23 protein-coding genes are annotated in these 24,188 nt (G+C 45.1%); 8 read left to right on the top strand and 15 right to left on the bottom strand.

The features are described 5' to 3' along the window. Positions 1–59 precede the first annotated feature (59 nt). The 4 genes from U1I11_RS02075 to U1I11_RS02060 form a co-directional block, all read right to left on the bottom strand. Complete coding sequence (locus U1I11_RS02075; RefSeq protein ID WP_322903386.1) at positions 60–665, bottom strand: DUF1802 family protein; 606 nt, start codon at positions 663–665, stop codon at positions 60–62. Next, positions 662–973 carry a hypothetical protein gene (locus tag U1I11_RS02070; protein ID WP_322903384.1) on the bottom strand — a complete coding sequence of 104 codons (312 nt, stop codon included), beginning with the start codon at positions 971–973 and terminating at the stop codon, positions 662–664. The genes U1I11_RS02075 and U1I11_RS02070 overlap by 4 nt, the downstream gene beginning before the upstream one ends. Before the next feature lie 258 nt (positions 974–1,231). After that, positions 1,232–1,699: a Dps family protein gene (locus tag U1I11_RS02065; protein ID WP_322903382.1), complete on the bottom strand. Its 468-nt coding sequence runs from the start codon at positions 1,697–1,699 to the stop codon at positions 1,232–1,234. 197 nt (positions 1,700–1,896) lie between these two features. Then, positions 1,897–2,106 (bottom strand): hypothetical protein, encoded by a 210-nt coding sequence (locus U1I11_RS02060; RefSeq protein ID WP_322903380.1) that lies wholly within the window; start codon positions 2,104–2,106, stop codon positions 1,897–1,899. A gap of 172 nt (positions 2,107–2,278) precedes the next feature. On the opposite strand from U1I11_RS02060, the gene U1I11_RS02055 reads away from it, so the two are divergent. The 4 genes from U1I11_RS02055 to U1I11_RS02040 all read left to right on the top strand — a co-directional run bounded on the left by U1I11_RS02055 (position 2,279) and on the right by U1I11_RS02040 (position 5,003). Next, positions 2,279–3,109 carry a hypothetical protein gene (locus U1I11_RS02055; RefSeq protein WP_322903379.1) on the top strand — a complete coding sequence of 277 codons (831 nt, stop codon included), beginning with the start codon at positions 2,279–2,281 and terminating at the stop codon, positions 3,107–3,109. A 141-nt stretch (positions 3,110–3,250) separates the two neighbouring features. Further along, positions 3,251–3,847, top strand: coding sequence for a hypothetical protein (locus tag U1I11_RS02050; protein ID WP_322903378.1), 597 nt, complete (start codon positions 3,251–3,253; stop codon positions 3,845–3,847). 33 nt (positions 3,848–3,880) lie between these two features. Then, the gene (locus U1I11_RS02045; protein WP_322903376.1) at positions 3,881–4,135 is read left to right on the top strand and encodes a hypothetical protein; all 255 of its coding nucleotides are present in this window, start codon (positions 3,881–3,883) and stop codon (positions 4,133–4,135) included. Further along, complete coding sequence (locus tag U1I11_RS02040) at positions 4,128–5,003, top strand: hypothetical protein (RefSeq protein ID WP_322903375.1); 876 nt, start codon at positions 4,128–4,130, stop codon at positions 5,001–5,003. The genes U1I11_RS02045 and U1I11_RS02040 overlap by 8 nt, the downstream gene beginning before the upstream one ends. 227 nt (positions 5,004–5,230) lie before the next feature. Here the strand turns inward: U1I11_RS02040 and U1I11_RS02035 are convergent, their stop codons facing one another. Continuing rightward, the gene (locus U1I11_RS02035; RefSeq protein ID WP_322903373.1) at positions 5,231–6,586 is read right to left on the bottom strand and encodes a helix-turn-helix domain-containing protein; all 1,356 of its coding nucleotides are present in this window, start codon (positions 6,584–6,586) and stop codon (positions 5,231–5,233) included. A gap of 383 nt (positions 6,587–6,969) precedes the next feature. Next, complete coding sequence (locus tag U1I11_RS02030) at positions 6,970–7,155, bottom strand: aspartyl-phosphate phosphatase Spo0E family protein (RefSeq protein WP_322903372.1); 186 nt, start codon at positions 7,153–7,155, stop codon at positions 6,970–6,972. 314 nt (positions 7,156–7,469) lie between these two features. Here U1I11_RS02030 and mtnA point away from each other — a divergent pair, with 314 nt between their 5' ends. Both mtnA and U1I11_RS02020 read left to right on the top strand, forming a co-directional pair. Further along, positions 7,470–8,576 carry an S-methyl-5-thioribose-1-phosphate isomerase gene (gene mtnA, locus U1I11_RS02025; RefSeq protein WP_322903370.1) on the top strand — a complete coding sequence of 369 codons (1,107 nt, stop codon included), beginning with the start codon at positions 7,470–7,472 and terminating at the stop codon, positions 8,574–8,576. A 507-nt stretch (positions 8,577–9,083) separates the two neighbouring features. Continuing rightward, entirely contained in the window at positions 9,084–9,620 is a 537-nt protein-coding gene (locus U1I11_RS02020) for a hypothetical protein (protein ID WP_322903368.1), read from the top strand. A 153-nt stretch (positions 9,621–9,773) separates the two neighbouring features. On the opposite strand, the gene U1I11_RS02015 is transcribed toward U1I11_RS02020, so the two are convergent. Next, a complete protein-coding gene (locus U1I11_RS02015; RefSeq protein WP_322903366.1) occupies positions 9,774–10,151 on the bottom strand; it encodes a DUF423 domain-containing protein in 378 nt (125 codons plus the stop codon). A gap of 380 nt (positions 10,152–10,531) precedes the next feature. Here U1I11_RS02015 and U1I11_RS02010 point away from each other — a divergent pair, with 380 nt between their 5' ends. Continuing rightward, entirely contained in the window at positions 10,532–11,383 is an 852-nt protein-coding gene (locus U1I11_RS02010; protein WP_322903365.1) for a DegV family protein, read from the top strand. Between the two features lie 144 nt (positions 11,384–11,527). On the opposite strand, the gene U1I11_RS02005 is transcribed toward U1I11_RS02010, so the two are convergent. Beyond that, the gene (locus tag U1I11_RS02005) at positions 11,528–14,194 is read right to left on the bottom strand and encodes a PAS domain S-box protein (RefSeq protein WP_322903364.1); all 2,667 of its coding nucleotides are present in this window, start codon (positions 14,192–14,194) and stop codon (positions 11,528–11,530) included. 135 nt (positions 14,195–14,329) lie between these two features. Continuing rightward, complete coding sequence (locus U1I11_RS02000) at positions 14,330–15,190, bottom strand: alpha/beta hydrolase (protein WP_322903362.1); 861 nt, start codon at positions 15,188–15,190, stop codon at positions 14,330–14,332. 183 nt (positions 15,191–15,373) lie between these two features. Here U1I11_RS02000 and U1I11_RS01995 point away from each other — a divergent pair, with 183 nt between their 5' ends. Then, positions 15,374–16,102 carry a 4'-phosphopantetheinyl transferase family protein gene (locus U1I11_RS01995; protein ID WP_322903360.1) on the top strand — a complete coding sequence of 243 codons (729 nt, stop codon included), beginning with the start codon at positions 15,374–15,376 and terminating at the stop codon, positions 16,100–16,102. 351 nt (positions 16,103–16,453) lie between these two features. On the opposite strand, the gene U1I11_RS01990 is transcribed toward U1I11_RS01995, so the two are convergent. The 6 genes from U1I11_RS01990 to U1I11_RS01965 all read right to left on the bottom strand — a co-directional run bounded on the left by U1I11_RS01990 (position 16,454) and on the right by U1I11_RS01965 (position 23,244). Next, positions 16,454–17,560 carry a Gfo/Idh/MocA family protein gene (locus U1I11_RS01990; RefSeq protein WP_322903358.1) on the bottom strand — a complete coding sequence of 369 codons (1,107 nt, stop codon included), beginning with the start codon at positions 17,558–17,560 and terminating at the stop codon, positions 16,454–16,456. Then, positions 17,557–18,693 (bottom strand): UDP-glucuronosyltransferase, encoded by a 1,137-nt coding sequence (locus U1I11_RS01985; protein ID WP_322903357.1) that lies wholly within the window; start codon positions 18,691–18,693, stop codon positions 17,557–17,559. Before U1I11_RS01985 ends, U1I11_RS01990 begins: the two co-directional genes overlap by 4 nt. A gap of 122 nt (positions 18,694–18,815) precedes the next feature. After that, positions 18,816–20,237, bottom strand: coding sequence for an ATP-grasp domain-containing protein (locus U1I11_RS01980; protein ID WP_322903356.1), 1,422 nt, complete (start codon positions 20,235–20,237; stop codon positions 18,816–18,818). A gap of 70 nt (positions 20,238–20,307) precedes the next feature. Continuing rightward, positions 20,308–21,459 carry a BtrH N-terminal domain-containing protein gene (locus tag U1I11_RS01975; RefSeq protein ID WP_322903354.1) on the bottom strand — a complete coding sequence of 384 codons (1,152 nt, stop codon included), beginning with the start codon at positions 21,457–21,459 and terminating at the stop codon, positions 20,308–20,310. Positions 21,460–21,479: 20 nt separating this feature from the next. Then, positions 21,480–22,682: a radical SAM/SPASM domain-containing protein gene (locus U1I11_RS01970; protein ID WP_322903353.1), complete on the bottom strand. Its 1,203-nt coding sequence runs from the start codon at positions 22,680–22,682 to the stop codon at positions 21,480–21,482. Between the two features lie 277 nt (positions 22,683–22,959). Then, complete coding sequence (locus U1I11_RS01965) at positions 22,960–23,244, bottom strand: acyl carrier protein (protein WP_322903352.1); 285 nt, start codon at positions 23,242–23,244, stop codon at positions 22,960–22,962. Positions 23,245–24,188 lie beyond the last annotated feature (944 nt).

Below are 24,188 nucleotides of genomic sequence, written 5' to 3'. Positions count from 1 at the left end.
ACGATCCGCATCTGTTATGGTGCCCGATAACAAATAAAAGACCTGACCGATATGCTCAGTCAAGCCTTATGTTTAGGTATGTTCTGTTCCTGCAGCGATAGCAATAGATCAGATTTCATGACCTCAAACTCCGCAGCGTCCAGCACCGGCGTCATTTCGCTCGTCACCGAACTACTTGGTATGGATATCCACGATTTGCAGCCGATATACTGCTCCTCCACTGGGATATCCACCGGGCGTTCAATACTATATACCCGTAATATTAGCACATGAAGCGGATTTTTCTTTTTCCAGCGTAAACGTTCTTCGGCAAATGTGTCTGTCCAAATATGGTGGTGGCGCAAGCGATCCAGTTGTTCCTGGCTCGTAATTTCCAAATCGTCAACGACTTCAGCATACAGACGAATCGTGGCAGTCGCTTGCTCAGGTGACCAGCTTTGCAGCGACTGTTTCACCAGATGACGATATTCCGGCTTCAGCAACTCGCTGCGCTGATGCTCATATGTTGGATATAAATAAAAGGCACGCTCTTTCAATTCAAAACTACGCGTTTCCTCTACAATCCCGCCTTTGCGCATCAATACGATTTGTTTACCGTCTGCTAACGCTTGAATGGCAGATGCCCATTCTTTTAATGCAATTGTATGCGACTGTTGTTCACTCATTTATAGTCCTCCTCTACATAGCCGATTGCGTTATAGACCGCCTGCCGAAGCTCTCGCTCCCACTGTTCATTTTGAGTGTCAACGTCCTGGCTAGTTTGTTCATCTGCGTCTGCGTCTTCAGCTTGTACTAGCAGATGTTTAGGAAATTGTACCGCTTGTATACTGCCCGGAAAAAGAACGATCTGTTGTAATTGCATCTCAAACTGAAATCCATCTTCAAATGGGATTCCATCCTTGGCAAAATAACATAATATTCCGGAGATATCATCATCCTCTACGATGAAGGTGCCGTTCTCGTCCAATCTCATCACATCGCCCCCATTGGCTTGGCTATGCTGAATCATTTAGCATTTTCACCGAACTACTTATACATGCAACAACGATACATTTGAAGCGATACACGCTAATATGCTTGTACTACAATCTGCTTTGATATACGTTTTATACGTTTGATTCATTTTATTATACCCCATTTATATGTAAAAAACCGCCATCTGCACGCAGCAGATAGCGGTTCATCTTCCCTAACGGTCATTTAACATGTGCAAAGCGTAATATTCGCTCGCTTAGCCGAGGAAAGAACGCAGCATCCACATATGTTTTTCCAGATCGCCTTTAAATGCAGTCAGCATATCGGAAGTTGGCTGATCGCCAGTTTCGTCTGCCAGATCGATCGTTTCCTGGAATTGCTCACATACGGTAGCAAAGTCTTCGATAATCGTTTGCACCATCGTGCGCGCATCTTCAGTTCCGTTTGCTTCCTGAATCGTGCTGATTTCCAAGTATTCTTTCAGCGTCGCCGCTGGAGAACCTTTCAGCGTCAGCAGACGCTCAGCGATTTCGTCCATTTTCAATGTTACTTCATTGTACAGTTCTTCGAATTTAATGTGCAGCGTATAGAAGTTTTCACCTTTTACATACCAGTGAAAATTGTGGATTTTAACATACAGTACGTTCAGATTCGCCACTTGCAAATTCAGCAGTTCTTCGATGCGTTTTGTTTGAGTCGAGTTTTGATTGGTAACGTTAGACATAATGGTAATCCCTCACTTTAATAGTTTTTGGTGAATGCCTTTAACAAGTGAAGCTGTTCTGTTTTTCATTTACCCGTCGTGATGTTGGGCGAAACAAGTGAGTTTCCAGTTGTATACAACTCAAGCCAGCAAAACACGCTTAACAGTCAGCGGTAAACGGATTGATCATGCTATCGCTATTACATATCCATAATCGTTCATAATGGGGCAGCATACCGCTTCAAACCTTGTTTCCAAACGATATATGAAACGATGAGCATCAGGATCAACACAAATTCATTGGACAGAACGGAAAAGCTAATCGGATGCAAAATGACTTCTGTTTCTTTTTTGAACCAGCCTTTTGCTTTGTAGATGAGTTTGGAGAGATTTTGGACGGTGATGATGTTGGATTGAGATTGCTGCATAGTCGTTCGTCCTTTCGTTGTTAGTCGTTGTAGTCATTAAATTTCCGTTGGCTTTAGCAATCTCAGTGAAACAAAACCAAATTACGGATTGTTAACGATGTAAAAGCGATGTTCGTAAGCGAGCAAGCTATCTATACGGAAATCATTCGTGCTTGATTAAGGAGGAATGGAGATGTTACAAAAATCAGCACTTTTAATCGTCATCCTATGTTCGTGTTTAGTTTTTCCGATATCCATTTTTGCATCATCTGTGCCCGAATCGGTTAGACAGTCAATTAACAACGAATTACAGAAACAACAACAAGAGATTAATACCTTTTTGAATCAAGATCAACAACAGGCTACGGAAAAGAATCACAATCAAGCCTATCAATTAGGTGATGGCTATCCGGTGTATATCATTAAAAATGCAACTACTGTCCCAAACGATGCCCACTCCGCAAACGCCCTACAATTTAGCGGTTATCTGTTCATCATCGAAGGCGAGCACGGTAGCAAAGCACTTGCTTTTGCCGAGCAAGCTCCTGATTATAACACCATCACCCAACTATCCACCGAACAACACTTTGCTGACAGCAACTTTAAACTACCACTGGAACAAGCCAAAAAATCGATCGGTTATCACTCACACAGTAAGCTCATTTATGACCCTGCACATCAGGTGATCGCTTTGGTCACAGTCAAAGATCGTTTGGAACAAGTAGCACTTGTTAAAAATAGTACGCTGAATCATATGAAACAGTTTGAGGTACTTCCTTTTGCCAAGTTTATGTTTAACATCCGCCAGGCTGAAGCCGAGCAAGCGAAGTTTGTTAATGATACGCATGAGCCGCTGTCTGGTGGCGGTTCTGATGGTGGTGAAAACAGATTATCGTTATCGTCGTCTTGGACAGGTTTACAAATGCTGCCTTACCTTTTGTTTGGCGGTATAGCAGTGACTGTGATTGTTGTCGCAGGCTTGCTTTATTATCTCATTTATCGCAGACGCAAGTCTAATTTATGAGGGGTAGGAAGCGATGCGTAAACGGGTCTGTTGCAGGCATGTGATCTCCATAATGAGCTTATTTTTTAACGTTTTTGCTGTCTGAAAAATAAGTTATCTAAATTATGTATGACAATAAAACTCATAAAGGAGCAGTAGCAGATGATTAAAAGAATGATGGCATTAATTTGGATCAGTTTTATTTGTTTATCATTAAGTGTCCCAGCTGATGCTACAACACCTGAAAATATCAAGGACGCTTTAAATAAAGATTTAAGCCATTGGCAACAGCAAATGCAGACACTGACTACTCATTCTAAACAAGCAACACAGACCAATACATTGTCGGATGATAAAACGACTTCCAGTTATTTAGGGGACGGATATGCAAAGTACAATATTAACGTTTCCTCTTACTCTGCATCCCAAAATACGTATGTTTCTTCAACGAATAATAGTGTGCTACGCTTTACAGGTTATGTATTTTTAGTTGAGGGCAAATCGGGTAGTACAGCACTTGCCTTTGCAGACGATCCTTCTGACTATAAAAAGATTACAGGACTAGCTTCTTCCGAAAATTTCTCTGATGCCGATTTTAAAATACCGATGGCAAAAGCAAAACAATTCGTAGGCTTTAATGCTTCCAGTAAACTTATTTACGATGAGGCACATCGAATCATTGCGCTTGTCACCACTACGGATCAAGGAGAAAAAGTTGCTTTGTTAGAAGCTAGCTCACCATTAGGATTAAAAAAATAAGATGTTTTATCTTTTGACGAACTGATTGCGAAAGTGCAAAATTTCGAAGCAGAACAGGCGCAACAAGCTAGTTTTACGAATGAGCCTACATCCGGTGGCGGCGGTGCTGTCAATGGTGGCGGAGGGACAGGGAATATTCAAGCAGCAACCGAGACGTTTACGGATAAATCGTCTATATCTCAAACTTTGATCTGGGTCATATCGAGTATTATTTTGATTGGATTTGTTTATTATTTCATTTATCGCAAACGTGAATCTAAAAATCGTAAGGAGGAGCATCATGTTTAAAAAGCTCCTATTTGCTACCTTAATCGGACTGCTAACTTTACCTTTGTCTGTCTTTGCATCTTCTGTCCCTGAAGATGTTCAAGAAAATCTCCAACAAAACGTATCGCAGTGGATTCCATCGCTTCAACGTTTGACTGAAAATTCTACAACATATAACACGCAAAGTCTTTCGGATAAAGAAGAAAATCAGGATCATCTTGGCGATGGTTATGCTGTCTACGATATTGATCTTAGACGTTCTGCAACGCAAAGCACGTATACTGCGGAGTCAGATCAAGATGTGCTAAGATTTAAAGGGTATATGTTTATTGTAGAGGGGCAACATGGTAGCAAAGCACTTGCTTTCGCATACAGTCCACCAAACTATACTGAAATCACTCGTATTTCTTCTTCCGAAAACTTCTCAGACGCCGATTTTAAAATACCGATGGCAAAAGCAAAACAACGTATTGGCTTCAATGCTACAAGCAAGCTACTTTATGATCTGGCACACCAAACTATCGCTCTCGTCACAACTACCGATCAGGGAGAGCACGTTGCTTTATTGCAAGACAGTATGCTATTAGGACTGAAAAAATACGATGTTTTATCTTTGCATGAGCTGATTGCAAAAGTTCGCCAAGTAGAAGCAGAACAGGCACAACAAGCTAGTTTTACGAATGAGCCTACATCCGGTGGCGGCGGTGGCGGTGCTGTAAATAGTGGCGGAGGGACAGGAAATGTTCAAGCAGCAACCGAGATGTTTACCGGTAAACTATTCACGTCTCAAGCATTCATCTGGATTGTAGCTGGTATAATTGTGGTTGGATTGGGAATTGTGTATTATGTCGTTTATCGCAGACGTAAGCAGCGATCAATATCGCATTAAATATAATATTTGCTCTTAAAATAAAACGCTCCCCACACATCTCTGCAAGTCGATATTATGTATATGAACTTCATGTACAAAACGTATCAATATAATCTAGCTATATTCCAAGGCATATTTCACCTTATTGCATTAGCTGAATATAGGAAAAAACATAACAATAGCGTGCAGATTATAAACATTTGCACGCTGTTGTTATGTTTTTATTAAATTCAAATGTATATGGATTACATATTCTTTTGCTGACTCAATAATACAGACCACTCTTTCAATAAATGCAGTAATTCAGGATACTCAATAAAATCGCTTTTTTTATTAATACGATTAGCGATTTCTAAGCACTTAGAAATATAATGAAGCCCATCTGCATATTCACCTTTTTGAAAATAGTAGATTGCCAGCTGACGATATAAATGTTCATACCGTTCTAACGTGGTAAATATAGAATAATAATCATCAATCATTAACGTGTCTTCACCATTGTAAGCCAAAATAAAAGAAAATTTATTAATGATATAATCAATTTCAAATTCATATTTATTGGAAACTTGTAAAATTGTTATTAATCCAGGCAAAATTTCTTCAGGAAACTTTTCTAAAAACTTCACATATTCTAATAAATATTGCTCATTCCCTAATAAAACTTGCAAACCAAGAAAGTTAGCTTCAGCAAAAATACTAAACTTCTCAACTGAATATACACCTATCGAATCCAACCCCTCAAACCACCCCAAATCCCTATACCCCTCAATATACATCATCGCTTCTTCATACACCCCCTGCTTCTCCAGCGCATTGCCTTTCAACAAATAACCATGCCCATAATAAACAACCAAATGCCGCTCCGTCTCCAACCCTCTCTCCCCATCTATATTTTCCTGCATATGCAAGCGATGTTCATACGCGCTCGTCGCCAGCTCGCGCAGTTCATCGGCAAACTGCTCTACCTTCTTCCACAAATGCTGGTTAAAATAAATATTAGCCAGCTTTAACAACCCATCCAGACGATAACCGATCGGCAGTTCATTGCGGTACGGTTCAAACGCAATCGCTGCATGCAGATTATGTTCAAAATTGTTCGTTTGGCTCAGTTGGAAGATGCGATAACGGCTAATCGCAATCCGATCGGAACTGCGATATTTTTCGCTAATGGTCACATATTCATATAGTGGGATTAACATTTGACGATGCCCTTCATCATACCAATGCTCTGCCATGTCATATACGCTTTTACTCTGTGATGGATAAGCGAGCAAACGCTGCATCATGGTTTGAATCAACTGATTTAAATTCAACTCCACACAACGATACAGCACATTTTTCAGTCGTTTGCCGTGTAACGCTTCTTCCCTAAAACAATCTTCTATGTACAAAGCATACAATTGCTCCTGGCTATACGCAGTGACTGTAGCAAGTCGATCCAGGTCAGCGATGGAAGGCAGTTGCGGGGGATTGCCATTGAGTACTTGGCTTAGTGTTCCCCGGTTGATATCGGAATATCGGCTAAATTGACTCAAATTAAAGCCTTTCCGTTCGATTTCTTGCTGCAAGATGGAACGGATGCTCATTTGTTTGTTCGCCATGCTCTGCTCCTCCTTGACGATACGTATATCGTGATCTCAGATGATAGATGATATGCTATTTCAACTCATTTTAAATTAATATACTTTTAGGAATCATAGGGACGTTATTATGCTTCCATCTCGTATTTATAGCGTGTATGTTTTTATTTGATACAGATGAGTATAGTGTATTTCCATCCTATTATTACCATCTGTATTATCATAATAGATGTTGCCGTTATCGAAAATTGTGAGTTTAACACATCATGGCGGATACCGATCTCCATGCCAATCAACGTAATTCCGCAAAGGCGTACTTTGTTTAGGGTGTCTGCGCCTACACCTAAGTTTGCGTACACAATGAACATACAAAAAACTTGAAGCTCTCAAAACAAGCTTCAAGTTTAAAAAATCGTTATGCTTTTATGATTCGTATGCGCTTGGCATCGACTGTATTCATTCAACGTATTATCCAGTTGTTTCGATTTGTCCAACACACGTTGATCCGCCAAACCGTATTGTGCTGCTAAACGATACATGTCTTGACGTTGCTGTTCTATTCGGTATAGAAATGAGTACGGATCGCACATCGGTAGGCATGCTCCTCTCTCTTACCTGCTTACTTGCTTATTGCTGCTTACATCATCCATATTATCCCATGTTATGCTGCTTAATGTTTTTATATTTTACATATCAAGTATGTGTTTCCAGTTCATGCTTGTATTATTATTTCCAACATCCGCAATACATATTGCGTCCCTCTTAACCGTTCCGTATACTAATACAGAATATGTACCGGCTACATCTATTTCCGCTTGCACCATCCGTTTTTAGCCATTTATGCTTGTACTCATATGTTCGCTGCTGTACCATCCTATACGATCTGCAAGGAGTGATTCATTGTATGAATAACGAGACTACCTCTGAAACGTCCGCTACCGCACCGTTTGAACCGTTATTATCGCTGCGCTGGGAACAAGATCGATTGTTAATGCTTGATCAGCGTTTGTTGCCGGAAGAAATCGTAATGCTTGAGCTGTTTACAGCGGAGCAAGTATTTGAAGGCATCCAAGCGATGAAAGTACGTGGGGCACCGGCGATTGGCATTTCTGCCGCTTATGGTGTCGTGCTCGGTACGTGGACATATGAAGGGGAAGATGCTGACGTATGGCTGAAGCATGTGCTAAAAACGTCCGCTTATCTTGCTCAGTCGCGTCCGACGGCGGTCAATCTGTTCTGGGCGCTTGATCGGATGAACAAAAAGGCGCATCAGCTTGCCGAGCAATCCGGCCCAACAGAGGGTCGCAATGAAGCGCTACTTGCCGAGGCGATCGCTATTCATGCGGAAGATGAAGACGTATGCCGCCAAATCGGTGAACATGCCTTACCTTTATTCAAAGACGGCATGGGTGTGCTGACACATTGTAATGCCGGCGGGCTGGCAACCGCCAAATACGGGACGGCACTCGCTCCGATGTATCTCGCGCACGAACAAGGTATTCATTTAAAAGTGTATGCTGATGAGACACGCCCGGTGCTGCAAGGGGCACGGCTGACCGCATTTGAATTGCAACAGGCTGGCATTGATGTAACGCTGTTATGTGACAATATGGCAGGCATGGTTATGTCCAGAGGTTGGATTCAAGCGGTTATCGTTGGCGCTGACCGTGTAGCTGCCAATGGCGATGTGGCGAACAAAATCGGCACGTACAGTGTAGCAGTGCTCGCCCACGCGCACGGTATCCCCTTTTATGTCGCCTGCCCGCTATCTACGATCGATCTGGCGACCGCAACCGGTGCCGATATTCCGATCGAAGAACGTACGGCTGATGAAGTGACGATAGGCTTTGGTAAACGGACAGCGCCACAGGATATTAAAGTGTTTAATCCGGCATTTGATGTAACGCCAAACGAATACGTAACGGCGATTATTACGGAAAAAGGGATCGTCTATCCGTCTTATAGCGAACAACTGCCTAAGCTGTTCGCTATAAGACGGATAGGGGGATGATGCGCTTTTGGTATAACAGTTCTGTCTGAACATGGATCGAATAGACTGCTGTACCGGATTAGATGATGCCGCTTGGTGTGCTATTTCCATTTCATTGTACGCGGTAGCATAATGACTGTATAATGGAGCTTCACCGTTTGGTATTAGAGGTGCAATTTGACATGAATTCCATGCATCATAAGCGCGTTAAATCGTAACATATATGTAGGATAAGTCTTTGGAACTATGAGAGCTGCGACCCATGCGGTTGTAGCTTTTTCATATGTGTATGTTGATTTATGTGTAATTTCCTTGATTTAAGGATTAAGAAAACGGTCATTTTATCCGATAAATAATAATAATTGTATATTCGTTTAGCTAAATAGGTCTCTTGTCGCTATTGCACTATTTTCGTTATTTTTTATGCATCGATAGACCTATGAAAATAGGTTCCTAAATGGTATAGTTGAATAAAATAGGATATTTACACAATGTTACACTAATCCGAAAAGTAAGTGAGATGGGGAAATGATGAACAAGCAGCAGACTAATGATGACACCGAATTTTTATTTAACGTTGACCTCATGATTACCGGGAAAAGCAATGCGGTTGCCCTTCAAAAGCTGCTAGACATTCTGAACAACCAGCAAGAATTGGCTGATTTTCGCATTGTAACTGGTATTAAACTAGGAACAAAGATTGAACAGACGCTGGATGCTACTAGTGTACAGCGCATACCGCTTAAAATTCCAGTTTCGGTAACGACTAAACGATCCTCAATCGTACAAACACGAACTAAAACGGAAACAAAACCAAAAGTAGCGTCATCCCCCTCTACTTCACAGCAAAGCAGCAATAGTGATATGGGCAATTGGTTATCGATGTATATCGAAAACAGTCATCTGATCCGCCTTACGATTAACCGGCGAGGTGAGCGTATGTCGATTCCGTGCCGTGTGCTTAAATACGATAATGATGATCAGACGATTAGCGTATACCATGTGGATGAAAAGCAGGTCTATACGTTCAAATTGAATGAAATTGATGATTTTCAGCAAGCTTAAAACTAATGAGTGAGCGATTGACTGTAGCTATCTAATCACATATAACATTTTGATCGTTCATCATCATATCTCACTATGATAAAACGCCAGCCGGCTATTCCGACTGGCGTTTTTGTATCAAGCTAATGATTAAGTATACCGATCATACAGTCATTAAAAACGTTTGCTACGTGTTGCACCTACTGCTAGCAAAATCCAACCTGCAATCAAACAAACGCCGCCAAGCGGCGTAATCGCACCCAGCACTTTGACACCTGTAATGCATAGTACATACAGACTGCCTGAGAAAAAAAGCACGCCGACGGTAAACAAACGCGCTGCCCAACGTAGCAACGCATTCTCGCCAAGCTGACCTGCAATGACCGCAGTCAATAAAATCGCGAGCGCATGTACAAAATGATACTCGACTCCAGTCTTGAATATTTCAATCCGTGCTCCAATGATCGGTTCCAAAATATGAGAGCCAAATGCACCGATGGCTACCCCGAGCATACCAAGAATCGAAGCGATAACAATATACGTGCGTTGCATAATCTGCCTCCTGTATAAGTTCAAGTTAACGGTGACGCATGAATCTGTTTCATTATAACGCATTGAACAGCTTTCAGTTGTGAGCAATTGATGAAGTGCTGCCGATTGGTAGCCCTGTTTTGGTGAAACGAAAGTCGTGGTATAATAACGCCATCTGCGTTTATTATCGCTTTATTTTATAAACTGTTGCTTGTACGTACACGATTAAGGAGCCGCCGCAATATAGCATATGCTAAGTCGCTCGATGTTTCGCCTGCACTATGTATGCTTGAATTTAAGCGTTATAACAACTATACAGGCTAGCTATCACAACGATGGCTTTGAGCAACTATACGTAGCTAAGCGGTTCGTGTACAGGTTTCAGAAGACAGGAGAATGTTATGACTTCCATTCGTATTTTTGCAGATAGTACATGTGATCTGCCTTCCTCCTGGCTACAAGAGCATCAAGTCGGCATCGTTCCGCTTTATGTTACTTTTGGTCAGGATGTATATCGCGATGGTGTAAATATTACACCGCGCGCATTGTATGATCGTGTCAGCCGTGAAGGGCAACTGCCCAAAACGTCTGCACCTTCCCCGGCTGATTTTGTGGCTGCGTTCACGCCGGTCGTGCAAGCGGGACATGCGATTGTTTACATTAGCTTGTCGTCAGCATTGTCGTCTACTTTTGCCAATGCGTGCATTGCCGCGCAGGAGTTGCCTGCGGGAGCGGTAACGGTCGTCGATTCGCTCAATCTGTCCAGCTCGATCGGTTTGCTCGTTATGAAGGCGGTACATGCAGCAAACTCCGGCAGTAGTGTGAGTGAGATTGTATCGATGCTCGAACACGTACGTGCACGGATCGAAACCGAGTTTGCGATCGATTCGCTTGATTATTTGTACAAAGGCGGTCGCTGCTCCGGTATGCAAAATTGGATCGGCAGCCTGCTTAAAATTCGTCCGGTGATCAAAGTCACACCGGAAGGCTCACTCACACCAGCTTACAAAATACGCGGTAAACGTGAAAAAGCGGTGGAACAGCTGCTACGTAACTGTGTCGCCAACAAAGCACAAATCGATGAAGATGTGATCTTTGTCGTGCATTCTTTTGCCGAAGATGAAGCGCGGATGATGCAAACTGTCTTGCGCGAGCAAACGAATGCACGACAGGTCATCATTACTGAAGCAGGCTGCGTAATCGCCAGCCACTGCGGCCCGCAAACGATCGCCATTATGTACGCGACCGTTTGATTACAGCCGTCCAACCGATCGCTCCGTTTGTTCCATTCGCAAAGTTTGTGCTTGATTAGGTAGTTGTACAGCAAGACGCTCCAGTGATCTCACAATGAGAACCGCCGGAGCGTCTTTGTTTTTGGAAGCACCTGATTGCTTATTTTATTCGTCTGCCAATTTAAACGGTAGCGTAAAATAAAACGTCGAGCCGCTATGTTCCCTGCTGTCTACGCCGATCGTACCGTTCATCAGTTCGATCAGATTTTTGCTAATAAACAGCCCTAGACCGGTGCCGCCATAATATCGATTGGTCGCATGATGCACCTGCGAGAACGACTGAAACAGCTCACTTAGCCGATCTGTCGGAATGCCGATCCCGGTATCGATAATGCGGAAATCGATCACCATCCCGTGCTCCTGTGACAGATGCGACAGACTGACGACAATCTCGACATGACCATGATCGGTAAACTTGATCGCATTGCCGATAATATGGACAAGCACCTGGCGTAGACGCAGCAGATCGCCTTTCGCATATAACGGTACTTCCTGTTCAACGCGCAGCTCCAAGCGGATATGTTTGCTCTCGGCAAGCGGCAAAAACTGTACATACACCGAATCAAGCAGCTCATACAAATTAAAGTCATGTTCTTCCAAATCTACATGTCCATTTTCCAGCCGATGCACATCGGTAATATCGTCCATAATGCGCACCAGTTCATGGCTATTTTGCACGATAATGTCCATATACCAGCGCTGTTCTTCATCTAGTACCGAATCCTGAATAAGTTCGCTCATACCGACAATTGCATTCATCGGGGTGCGCAGCTCATGGCTCATCATCGAGATAAACTGTGTTTTCGTATAAGCGGCACGCTCTGCTGTTTCTTTTGCCTCCAAAATTTTCCGTTCATTCGTACGGTCACTGAATACAACGACCGCTCCGATAATACGGCCGCGATCAAACAATGCATTCGTCCGGTACGATACAAAAAAGCTGGACCCATCGCGCCGAAAAAACACTTCTTCCAACACATGTCTGGACACTCCATCCGCAAGCGTCAGCCGTACCGGATTTTGCCCTGGCGAATACGCCTCGCCATCTGCACGCGCATTGACGAGCGCTTCTTGTAACAACATGCCGATAAATTGCTGACGTGGAAGCTGCAACATTCGTGCCGCCGCTTCATTGATAAAGATACCGCGTCCGTTCGTATCGATACCAAAAATCCCCTCAGACACAGAGCTAAGAATCAGATTGTATTCGTCACTAAGCGCCTGAATTTGCTCCAAATAGCGCTTGCTTTCGGTAATATCGGTTGCAATGCCGAAGACGCCGGTAATTTGACCACCTACAATAATCGGCACGTTTGTAATATTGACTTCCATTCGGTTGCCGCTCGACTGAATCAATGTCGTCTCATAATTTTGCGGCAACCCCCTCCGTGCACGGTCAAAATGATGCTGCGCCTCCTGTTGATGCTTTTCATCAATTAGATCGATAAAGCGCAGTTCGCCCATCCGTGCACTCGTATAGCCGCTTTGGATTTCGGCAACCGGATTGAGATTGTACAGCCGCCCATCCATATTAAACGAATAGACACCGGACGGATTATATTCAACGAGCGACTTATAGCGCTGCTCGCTTTCCAACAGCCGTTGCTCGGCAAATTTGCGATCCGACACATCGCGTGATACGGCGACGATCGTACCGGATATCCCTCGACCACTTTCACCAGCATGCGTAGCGCTTGATTCCAGCCATACATAATGTCCATCTTTGTGTCGGAAGCGGTAGCAGATCGTATGCTGTTCCCGTGCATATAATACCGATTGAATATACATACGCACGATAGCACGATCTTCGGGATGATAATAATCGGTAGCACATTGACCGACCATCTCGTCCGGCTCATAACCGAGCAAGCGGGTCAACGAAGGGGAAGCATACAAAAAACGAAGCTGATCGTCCGCCGTGTGCGTAGAGATCAAATCCATCGTATTTTCGGACAACATCCGGTACTGACGTTCACTTTCACGAATCAGATCAGCGAGCAGACGTTGCTCTGTAATATCCTGAACGGTGCCGATCATCCGGCGCTCATGCCGTTCTTCCGCATACAGCAATCGTCCATGAATCGCAATCGTTTTGACCGGATGGACGCTATCTTGCAGTCGACATTCCAAATGAATGCTGCCTTCGGTCATCATACGCCGAAACGCCTCACTGACGTTGCCGCGATCATCAGGGTGAATTCTGGACAAAAAGCGCCGATAAAGCAGTACCGGTGCTTTCTGCTTCATATGAACAATTTCAAAAAACTTAGGCGTACAGTTCAGCTCGTCCGTATCCATATTCCACTCCCAGCAACCAAACCCGCCGATATCTTGGGCAAGCGTTAGACGTTCTTCGCTCTGCCTAAGCCGCTCATCCGCTTGCTTGCGCTCGGTAATATCTTTGGCGGCACCAAAAATACCGACGACCCGCTCCCCACTTGCCACAGGTGCATACGTCACGTCCAAATACAACGTATGACCTTGTTTATGATAAATTTCCGCTTCGAATTGCACCGATTCCCCACACATCACCTGGTTAAAATAAGGCGAACGGAAGTATAATCGCTCCTTGCCGAAAATTTTGCTTTTATCAATCGTCAACAACTCCTCCAGCGTATAGCCAGTCATACGCAATACGGCAGGATTCGTATAGACATAATTACCCTCCATATCCATCACATAGATGGCATCCGGATGATGCTCAAAAAGCGGACGGTACACACCGCTGCCAGCAATGAGATTATGGAGCATATCGTAGTCGTGCTTGTCCAAATGTTTGTCCCCCTCATTACAACGTTTGGCATCGTACACGGAGTCTTCATGTGCAATGATTCGTTCATTCCGCCCGGCAGCTTACACCGACCAAGCATACGTTAACACGATCATCCTTGCTATTTGCCGTTGAACTTAAGAACCTTTCAACTGAAAAGCAAAGAAGCGACTAACCGCATCCATCACATCCAGTCGGGTCATCAAACCGGCAGCGCTATGTTCTACACCTTCCAGCACATACAAGTCGACTTGCGAGCCTGCTTCATACAGTGCATCATACAGCAACTGGCTTTGACGCAGCGGCACCATCTCATCCGCATCGCCATGTACGATCAGAAACGGCGGCAATGTACTTTGCCGCTCGGCATTTGTACGAATATGCGTCATCGGATTCGCCAGTGCGGCATTGTCAGCTTTATCACGGATCGATCCGCCCAGCAATAACGAAATGACCGGCTGCGCATACTCGGACTGAAAATCGGTCAATACATCGGTCGGTCCACAAAAATCAACAACCGCACTGACACGACTAGAATAGCCTGCCCACTGCCCAACCTCATCCCATTGCGGCTGATCTCCGGTCACACCGGCAAGTGCAGCTAGATGGCCGCCAGCCGAATGCCCCCAGATGCCGATATGCTCGGTATCAATACCGTATTCATCCGCATGAGCACGCAGGAAACGAATCGCTGTTTTTACATCATGAAGCTGCGCCGGGAATGGCGCGCGATTGACGGTACGATATTGGATACAGGCGATGACATAACCCTGACTTGCCATCGACGACATCATCGGTACATGCTTATAATTGTCCGCATCTAGCCATGAGCCTCCAACTATCCAGACGATAAGCGGTAACGGCATATGGGATTGCGGACGCAAAATATTCATTTTCAGTGTATGTCCATTTGGAAAACGGGCAAATTGAATGTCTGGAATCATCTGTACAAAATAATAATCTTCCGTCTGAAACGGCAACTGCTTAATCTCTGACAACGTATTCCCTCCTGTTGCTATGATCAAAACATTACTGCTTTCATTATATCAGCTTCCGCGTACAATGTATGTGGATGCGCCAAATGACATGAAGATGCTTGACGGCGATTTTAATATTCGGCAATATAAGGGTAAAAGCTTCACTTATTACGAAGCCAGTTATTGAAAGTGAGGAACTATGCATTGATTAACATCACTGGTGTATATGTGCCTGAGCTACTGTCCGAAGAAACGATGGAACGAATGCGTACAGCGGTGTCCGAAGAACGCCGCCAGCAATCATTACGCTTTCAGCGGCAGCAGGACGCGCAGCGCAGCCTGCTTGGTGAATTGTTGGTGCTTTATATTTTGCAGGAGCGTTATCAGCTCCCAGCAGATACACTGACATTCAGCAAAAACAGCTATGGTAAGCCATATCTGAGTGAGCACACCGATATTCATTTTAATCTGTCCCATGCGGGTGATTGGGTCATCTGTGCCGATGGAAATGTACCGGTTGGCGCCGATATCGAACGTGTGCGACCGATCGATTTTGCGATTGCCGAACGCTTTTTCACCGCTTCTGAATATAAGCTGCTTATGAACACAGCTGAACAAGACCGACTTCAATTATTTTACACGCTCTGGACATTAAAGGAAAGTTATATCAAGTTTATTGGCAAAGGGCTATCGATCCCGCTTGATTCCTTTTCGATCGAGTTGATCGAGCCGGATAGGGCGCGTCTTGCTGCCCCTGATCCTGAGGAGGATTCATCCGGCGGCTGGGATGATCACTGCGAGCAAACGTGCTTTTTTCGCAAAATCAATCTCGATCGTGAGCACCAGCTATCCGTATGCAGTGCTGTTGCGTTCGGGCCGCGCCCACTCATTATGGTCGATTGGAGCGAACTGCTGCCAGAACATAATAATTAAGAGCAGCATCGTTTATAGTCGTCTTACTATGGCAAATATGCAGTCTCGTTACCGGATTCGATGGTTGCTATAAATAATGAGCAGCAGCATAATCGCTAGCAGCGGCAACAATCGTAGCTGACTATGTAAACACAGTTCAAAGCCCGCTAGCTGTCGTCGAAGACAGAGCGGGCTTTTTGCTGTAGGCATATGATAACGGTGTTGAAAACGATATCTCGCTATTGCCTGTTAGAAATTAAACTATTCAAAGTTGACGACGTATTCGTTGGCATTTCGTTCATTACAAAGATTCGCAGTTGGCATCGTAACGATCAATATGTTTATGATCAAATACAGCTGAGCCGCCGCTGATCAACGTTGCAACAACTCTGCTCTAGCACTACGATACACATGATCGAGCACCCGAATACGCTCCATCGCCTGCATTAATCCATGCTCGGCAATACTTTGCTCACTGCCATTATGACCGTGAAGGCGCACTTGCTCGGTAAATGAGCGCAGTTGATTCACATAATAATTCAGCGGCTCAAACAATTGCTGATGTGTTTGTCCAATCTCCTGCCCATCTTGCAGCAGCGCGATTTTGAGTTTCATTTTGTAAAAGCCCAGATTGCAGCGAAACACATCCGGAATCGTTACAATCGCCTGTTCAAAATGAAGCACATGCCGACACGCATAGGGCTGCTCAAACGACAATACCGCTGATGCGACAAAACCATCATCTGCTACAGCCTCCGCTTCAAATGTCCAATCACAACCGTTCGGGCCGTTAAACTCGGATGTTCCTTTGAAATCAAACTTCGACAGTCCTTGCTCTCCGCTAATTTGCTGCACAAATTGCAGCCAGTAACAACCTAAATCCCACCAACAACCCCCACCTTCTTCCGGTCGACTGCGATAATTGTCCAAATGATCATGGCGCGCCGGAATCGTAATCCGGGTGGAAGTGCGCAGCAATTTGCCGTATGTGCTGTTCTCTACTAGAGCGCGAACCGCTGCCTGCCACGGATGATGCGCTACCATCATCGCCTCTGCCAGCAACAATCCACGCTTCCGTACCGCCGCCTCCAATTGCGGAAGCTGCTCCGCTTGCAAACAAAGTGGCTTTTCCACTAGCACATGCTTACCTGCTTCCAATGCGCGTACAATCCAATCGGCATGCAGCGCATTACCAAGCCCGATATATACCGCATCCAGCAGCGGGTCAGCAAGCAATTCGTCCAGCGTAGCATAGATGACCGGCACGCCATATTGCTCGCCCATCAGCTGCGCTTTGGCAAAGGTGCGATTGGCGACGCCATGAATATGCAGCTCGTCCACATACACGGCTGGCTCTAATACGGCACGTGGCACGATGCCAGAACAGCCGACAATACCCATTCGTACCGGACGGGCACCAGACAGTCGCTCCGGCGCCACTTTAGCCGGAAAAGGAATCACTCTGGCGGTGGAATTCATAATCCCGCCTCCCCTGCCGTCTGCTCGATCGCTGCCCTATACATTGCCACATATCGTTGTGGATAAGGGGTCAACTGCTGTCTTGCCGCCAGCAAATTGTGATGCAACTGTTCCAAAATATCCGTTCCACCGCCATAGTCGCTCATCCAGCGCGCATACGTAATCCCATACCCGTACTGCTCCCATAGCTCGGCATTGCGCTGCTCATGCTCGCCAAACGGGTCCAAAAAAATCACCGGCGTCCCGGAAGCAAACGAATCCGCCAACGTACCGCCGCCCGGCTTGCTCACAATCGCTTTGACCGACCGCTCCAGCTCGCACAGCTTATGATAATCCGGATGAATCTCATATCGCTCCGGCTCACCCTGAATAACACGGGCAAAAGGCGGAAATGTATGCTTGCCTTCATCATTTTGCTGCCATGTACGCCAGTCAGGGTCCATGCGGTAATAACGTTGTCCTTGCTCCGTGCTGCCTGGCGCATCGCCTTCGTACAATACGATATTAAGCGCATACCCGGCTCCATGTAAACCGTCCAAATGCTCCCGATACGTGCCCATCCCCCAGCCGCCGCCATGAACGAGCAGTCTTTGGTCGCGCTGGTCATAAGGCTGTACCGGATCGGAACCGGCAATATCGATATACGTGCTCATCGGCTGCTCTCCATCTCCGAACAACCATACTTCACGATACCGCTCACCTAGCGCATCGATACGTCGCTTTACATTTTTCCAGGAAGGCGAGTCCATCACATCCAAATACAGCAAATCTACTTCCAGCGGCTCGCCAAGCTGTTCCCGATACAGTTCTAGCACATACACCCAATGTCCAGACAAACAAATAAAATGGCGTCTGCCCTCCGCCTGCCAGCGTTGTAGCAGCTCATCTACCTGCCCGGCATCCATACTTTTGCGAATGTCCTGCGGGATACGTTGCGACATAAGCGCCACTGAGAAATTATGATGATATTCGCGCCGGCTATGATCGACCCGACTGCGCTGCGCATCTTGCATCACATTTTCAAAAACGAGCACTTCGGTCGTAAGCCCATGACGTTTTAGACTAGCTTCGACAAGCAAGCCTGGTGTGTAAAAGCCAAGCCCAAAGCCTGAACATAAAATAGTTACCGTCATCTCTATTCTTCCCTCCTCTAATGCGGATATGAAGATCGATACGGATATTGCTTCATTCGTAGGCGCTTTCATAGACGGTGTATTGCCTGTGCAGATCGAATTGACTGCGGCATTGCCTATGTTTAATTCAGCACTTTTACATCGCGATTATCCAGCAGTGTTTCAAGCCGATCCAGCAATTCCCGCTTCTGCTGCTCATCTGCCGCAACAGCCGACAAATACAATCTGCCTTTACGTTTGCTGCCCATAGGCGCATCGCGATGATTGACCGACCATGCCGCCGAAGTGAGCGGCAAAATACCGCTACCGCGTTCCGGCATAAACAATAGCCCCTGATGCTCTAGCTCAATCAACAACTGTTCATACGTAAAGCTGCCGTCATGAGACACGGTGTAATTGGTCATATTACCGACCAATCCGTATTGGCGCAAATAGCGGTCGATGCTATGTTTGATCAAACTCATCGATTTGCGCGCATTGATCTCGACCATCGGCTCGATCGTACCGTCTTGCAATGTCATTGAATCGATACACACATGCCCAAAATATCCGTCCCGGTACAGCAAACGCCCGATATCGATCATCGTATCAAAATACGCACTGCGCTCGAGCCGCTCCATAAACTGTGCATCCGGTGACAATGATTCACGATAAGCAAATTGGGAATTGGCAAGCCATTGCACCGATAAAATATCGATATCGCCCTGCTCGGTAATGTGGAACTGGCATGAAAAATCGCGTTCCTTATGCAAATAGCGTTCCAGCACAAACTGCACATGACGCCCCTTCTGCTCCTGTTTGCGTACGCTGTTTACGATCCGCTGTAGCAATGCAGGGGAATCGATATGTAGATTGCCTTTACCGGAAACGCCATAATTGTCCTTGATCATAAAGCTGCCGTCCTGTAGTAAAGTGCCGCCCACTAGTTCCAATTCGGCTGCACTGCGTACAAGCAGCCCTGGATTAGCAAGTTCAAGCCGCTCTTTCATCAAAGCGGAATAATGCTTCGTATTGACCGTTCGTACCGTTTCAAGCTGTGGCTGCCTTGCCACAATACTATACCGCTGGCTCGTTTCGTTAATATAAGGAACCCAGGCAAATGGCGACAATTGCGCGCCGGCGAGTGGCAATTGAGCAGCGACCGCTTGCCCTTGCTCATATAATAGCCGAAAGACGGAAATCGGCTGTTCCGTCTTGTTCTGTTGCAGCAATTGACCGCCGCTATGCAGCGACTGAGATACTGTAGCCGTATCAGCATGCAAAAGCGGTTCCAAATCGCTGCGCGCTGTCGCAAAATCAAAGCCAAGCGCCGCCGTATAATCACGCTGGCACGCTTCCATCGCATACCGTGTTAACAACAGATCACCAGGCTGGCAAAAAGCGAACAATAGCTCATCCATCGCCGTTACAATCCGCTCTGCTTCTTGATCAGGCAATGAAGGCAATGTTGCCAAATTAGGTTCACGCCAATGCAATTCGGCTTCAAATGTCCCCATATGCAGTACAGCTTGTCCAGCGGCTTCACGTATCGATTCACGCATCATGATCCCTCCTTGTTAGAATATAAGGACTGCCCGCACGAATGCGGACAGTCTAATGGATCGTTCGCTAACACTACGGCTGAGACGGCGCAGGGACGCTAACTTTGCTAGCTGCATACTGTAGTTTTTTTAATTGCATTTCAAATTCATCCAACATACGTTCATTGTTTGCCAAATACCGATCAAGTGCAGCACGATCACGGCGAATACCCATTTTGTATAACATCATCAACTGGCGCCGTGCCATCTGTTGCACCCCTTCCATACCGCTGCGCAAGCTTGCTCCATCCGCTCCTAACAGTCCCTCATGATCTGTGACAAACTGAGTCGTATAACGTAGCAGATGCATCCAACTTTCAATCCGCAGATGATAATAGATTAGCGCACATGTCGCTTCAAACGCCGCATCATCCAGCTCCTGCATCGAGGCGAGCTGCGTATTCAGGTAACGATATGCCGCCATACCGTTCGCGCTGCCATCCGCGTCGATGCTGCCTGCCAGAAACTCGGCAACATGTTCCGCACAAGCAGACATCAGTTGCTCCGGCTGCACCGTATGTTCGGTTTCCCCGCTCATATACGCATATTCGACCACTCCGTCCAGCAGCTCGGACAACGGGATTGTACCGTTATAACCAAGCACCTGACCCGCTTTATCAAGCAAATAATAATCAGCGATATGCGCTGTATTCTGCTCGGCATGCAGACCGTACAGTTGAACGACATGCCCTTTACCCGGACTTTCTACATACAGTTGATTGTAAATCAGATTCGATGTTTCCATATGCAACAGCAGCGTTTGCCCGCTATCGAGCACTTCATACCAATCTTGCAAAATGGCGACACGATCACGAGCGGACAAATCAACTACTTTATAATGCACACCGATACCGGTATGAGCTTCCAGTTCTTTCAGCATATGCACCATCGGGCATTGACCAAATGTATCATACTGTCCGTTATAAGCGATAAACGGGCCATTACATAACATATAAATATCCGATTCTTCCAGCGTCATCCCTTTTTGATTCAGCATGCCACGCACGACGCCATAAAAGCAGTGATTGATGACGACCCGATCTTCCATAATTTGCAGCAGATCGGCAACTACAATTTCTCCATTTTCCGGTACTTGCACAGAATCGATAATATGCTGCACTTCTTCAGGCGGCAAACCAAGCACATCAATATCGAGTGACACTAACGTTTTGTCGTTTTGACTCATGATCGCTTCGCCCCTTCCGATCAAATATAGTTCAGCGATTGCAGCCCGCTCGCCCCGTGCAAATAAAGTACACTGCATTTGGAGCAAGCCGGTGTAAGCCCGCCTTCATTGATCGTCTGCCGAATCCGGTCATATTCCTCTGAATCCCAAATATCGCGCAAGCTTTGATTTTTCAAATTGCCGACCGTAAACTCGGAGAAAAATTTGCACGGTAGCACGCTGCCATCCGGAATAATATCCGTACGCGATGTGAGCGCAAGACAGTTGTTGGAGCAGCGGCTCGTCATTTCTTCGCCGTGAATAAATTTGTCGATCTCATCGTAGTCCAGCCCTGGCTGATAACGAATTCGTATTTTCCATACCCGTTCATTGATCGCGTTCAGATCGTTCATAAGCGCTTCCATATTGTCCGGGTTAATTTTGTATTTAAACGCATGCCAGCTACTAATATGGCGTTCATCAAGCTGACGCAACCAGCTGAATTTTTCGGTAAAATAATGATCCATCTTCACCGACGTTTCGCGCGAAATATACCACGGGAAGCAGAGCATGACGAGATCAAGCTTTTTCGATTCAAAAAATTCCAACAGCTCGGTCATACGTCCGATCATATTGTCATTAATGACCGCATGCACAGAAATGCGACCTTTGTACAATCCTTGTTCACGCAGCTCGACCAGTCGATCGATTTCAGCCATCGTTTTCTTAAATGTGCCTTTACCGCGAATAAGATCATGTTCCTTCTCAAACCCTTCCACCGCAATGAGCAGCTCCAGATTTTCGGACAGATCGAGTATTTGATCCAAATGCTTGTTAATCAGCAGACCGTTTGTACAGATCGTCATCTCGCGGCGATCATTTTGGATATGTCCCAAAATTTCACTGAATTGACGGTGAAACATCGGCTCTCCGCCCCATAAATACAGACGTGATTTAACCGCTTTCGTATCGTCCAGCAATTGCTTGAAGATCGCCGGATCAAGGTCCATATTTTGCTCGGCTTTGTCCATCTGATGATGATAGCCGTCTTCATTCCACTGAAAGCAATGCGTACAACGCAAATTACAGCGATTCGTCAGCTTGATGCCAAGCGATTGCGGTAACTCGGTTTTGTACGTAGGGTCTTTCATTTTGTTACGGTAGGATACAGCGGCATTGCGAATTGTGCGTTTAATTAACTTAAATGCTTCACGGTCAATCGTGACTTCACTTCTTGGCTGCATGTATAACACCTCTTTCGTCAATTTGAAAGGCGGGTCGTTCCTACATTGCGATTTGGTTTGTTTTCGGACCATTCACTTCTCACACATGCTCATACGTACAGACATCTGTCTGCGTTATGCTAACAAGGTCCCCATCATCCTAGTATGTTCACAGTTAATGATCAAAAGCAGCCTACGACATGTAGTGTTACATGGCACCTGCCACATCCTGTTTTGCCATCCCACTATACAGTTTTCGACGTTTTATTGCGTCACGGTCTTACATTATATGTAAGACCTAAGCTTCCATCGTTTGTGTGTTTTCTCCGGTTTTTGCCTGATTGACAAAGTTACAAAATCCAGCAATCGAGCCGAGATGATCCATATCAAATTGTTCAAAATCGATCTCTACATCGTATTCATCTTCAATCCGCAAAATAAAATGAATTAACTGGAGGGAGTCCAAACCAGCATCATGGATAATATCCGAATCCGGACCAAGTTTGGTTAAACAAGCGGGGTCTTCCTTCACGTCACTAATCATTTGAATCAATTGCTCTACAGAAACACCGGACTGCTGCATTCTAATTCCTCCTTTAAAATGATGTGCACATACGAGAGAATCAGTTCAAGCAAGCGTAACGAGCTGGCAAAAATACAGTAGATACAGGCATGAGATACAATCTTCATTCTGTCCTGTTTCATATTCTTTTTTTTGGCATAAAAATACATATACTGGAATATGAAAGAACATACGTCTATCATGTTTCATCCCTGTTCATTAGTCAATGCTCCAAATCGGAAACCGTGCCAAAGACCCATAATGTTCAAATAAAGCAATTATTTCCCTTACTAAAATGATTAATTTTCTGTCTTTTACACATAAAAAATCACATTAACTATGCTTAAACTAGTAATAAAACATTATTTTCCCACAAAAAAATCCACTTTCTCCACTTTATACTGTCGAATCAGTGTAGGAGCGCAAATTTACAATTTATACAATTAGTTGAATAATTATTGCATAAACATTAGACCGATTATTTCGAGCCAAAGCTGCTTGCTGCTAAGCGAAATCAGCTTCCCAATTAGCAGCTAATCGATACAGCTTCGCTCACTGTCTACAAATTTGTTATATTCCGTTATATGTACAATATGATTTATGCCTGCTGTCGATCTGTATTGATCTACTTCCGCTATATACTGTTTAGCCGATGTATTGCTTCAACATGGAATTCAATTCCGATTAGCTCTGTCTACACTGTATGGATGAGATCAATATTGTTACATGTGAGTGTACGCCGCTCTCTATCTTGCTGACGCTTTTGTTATACTGCCATCTGCCATCTCGTTCGCATTATAGCGCCATTACAGCGCTAGCTCATCTGCATTTCTATACCGTTGTTCAAGTCACGATATGATTATATTAACAAGTACTGTGGGGATCACACTCTGATTCGACAACCTTTTGAGTACATTTTGTCGGTCATTCATTATGCCTGCAACCTTCTTTACTACAGGTTCAAG

It is taken from the genome of Paenibacillus campi (genome assembly GCF_034659835.1).
GTDB lineage: Bacteria > Bacillota > Bacilli > Paenibacillales > Paenibacillaceae > Saccharibacillus > Saccharibacillus campi.
This window is presented reverse-complemented; position numbering and strand designations above follow the sequence as displayed.

Coding starts and splice junctions, on each gene's coding strand:
- U1I11_RS02075 (WP_322903386.1), bottom strand. CDS start 665: ATGAGTGAACAACAGTCGCATACAATTGCATTAAAAGAATGGGCATCT.
- U1I11_RS02070 (WP_322903384.1), bottom strand. CDS start 973: ATGAGATTGGACGAGAACGGCACCTTCATCGTAGAGGATGATGATATC.
- U1I11_RS02065 (WP_322903382.1), bottom strand. CDS start 1,699: ATGTCTAACGTTACCAATCAAAACTCGACTCAAACAAAACGCATCGAA.
- U1I11_RS02060 (WP_322903380.1), bottom strand. CDS start 2,106: ATGCAGCAATCTCAATCCAACATCATCACCGTCCAAAATCTCTCCAAA.
- U1I11_RS02055 (WP_322903379.1), top strand. CDS start 2,279: ATGTTACAAAAATCAGCACTTTTAATCGTCATCCTATGTTCGTGTTTA.
- U1I11_RS02050 (WP_322903378.1), top strand. CDS start 3,251: ATGATTAAAAGAATGATGGCATTAATTTGGATCAGTTTTATTTGTTTA.
- U1I11_RS02040 (WP_322903375.1), top strand. CDS start 4,128: ATGTTTAAAAAGCTCCTATTTGCTACCTTAATCGGACTGCTAACTTTA.
- U1I11_RS02035 (WP_322903373.1), bottom strand. CDS start 6,586: ATGGCGAACAAACAAATGAGCATCCGTTCCATCTTGCAGCAAGAAATC.
- U1I11_RS02030 (WP_322903372.1), bottom strand. CDS start 7,155: ATGTGCGATCCGTACTCATTTCTATACCGAATAGAACAGCAACGTCAA.
- mtnA (WP_322903370.1), top strand. CDS start 7,470: ATGAATAACGAGACTACCTCTGAAACGTCCGCTACCGCACCGTTTGAA.
- U1I11_RS02020 (WP_322903368.1), top strand. CDS start 9,084: ATGATGAACAAGCAGCAGACTAATGATGACACCGAATTTTTATTTAAC.
- U1I11_RS02015 (WP_322903366.1), bottom strand. CDS start 10,151: ATGCAACGCACGTATATTGTTATCGCTTCGATTCTTGGTATGCTCGGG.
- U1I11_RS02010 (WP_322903365.1), top strand. CDS start 10,532: ATGACTTCCATTCGTATTTTTGCAGATAGTACATGTGATCTGCCTTCC.
- U1I11_RS01990 (WP_322903358.1), bottom strand. CDS start 17,560: ATGAATTCCACCGCCAGAGTGATTCCTTTTCCGGCTAAAGTGGCGCCG.
- U1I11_RS01985 (WP_322903357.1), bottom strand. CDS start 18,693: ATGACGGTAACTATTTTATGTTCAGGCTTTGGGCTTGGCTTTTACACA.
- U1I11_RS01980 (WP_322903356.1), bottom strand. CDS start 20,237: ATGATGCGTGAATCGATACGTGAAGCCGCTGGACAAGCTGTACTGCAT.
- U1I11_RS01975 (WP_322903354.1), bottom strand. CDS start 21,459: ATGAGTCAAAACGACAAAACGTTAGTGTCACTCGATATTGATGTGCTT.
- U1I11_RS01970 (WP_322903353.1), bottom strand. CDS start 22,682: ATGCAGCCAAGAAGTGAAGTCACGATTGACCGTGAAGCATTTAAGTTA.
- U1I11_RS01965 (WP_322903352.1), bottom strand. CDS start 23,244: ATGCAGCAGTCCGGTGTTTCTGTAGAGCAATTGATTCAAATGATTAGT.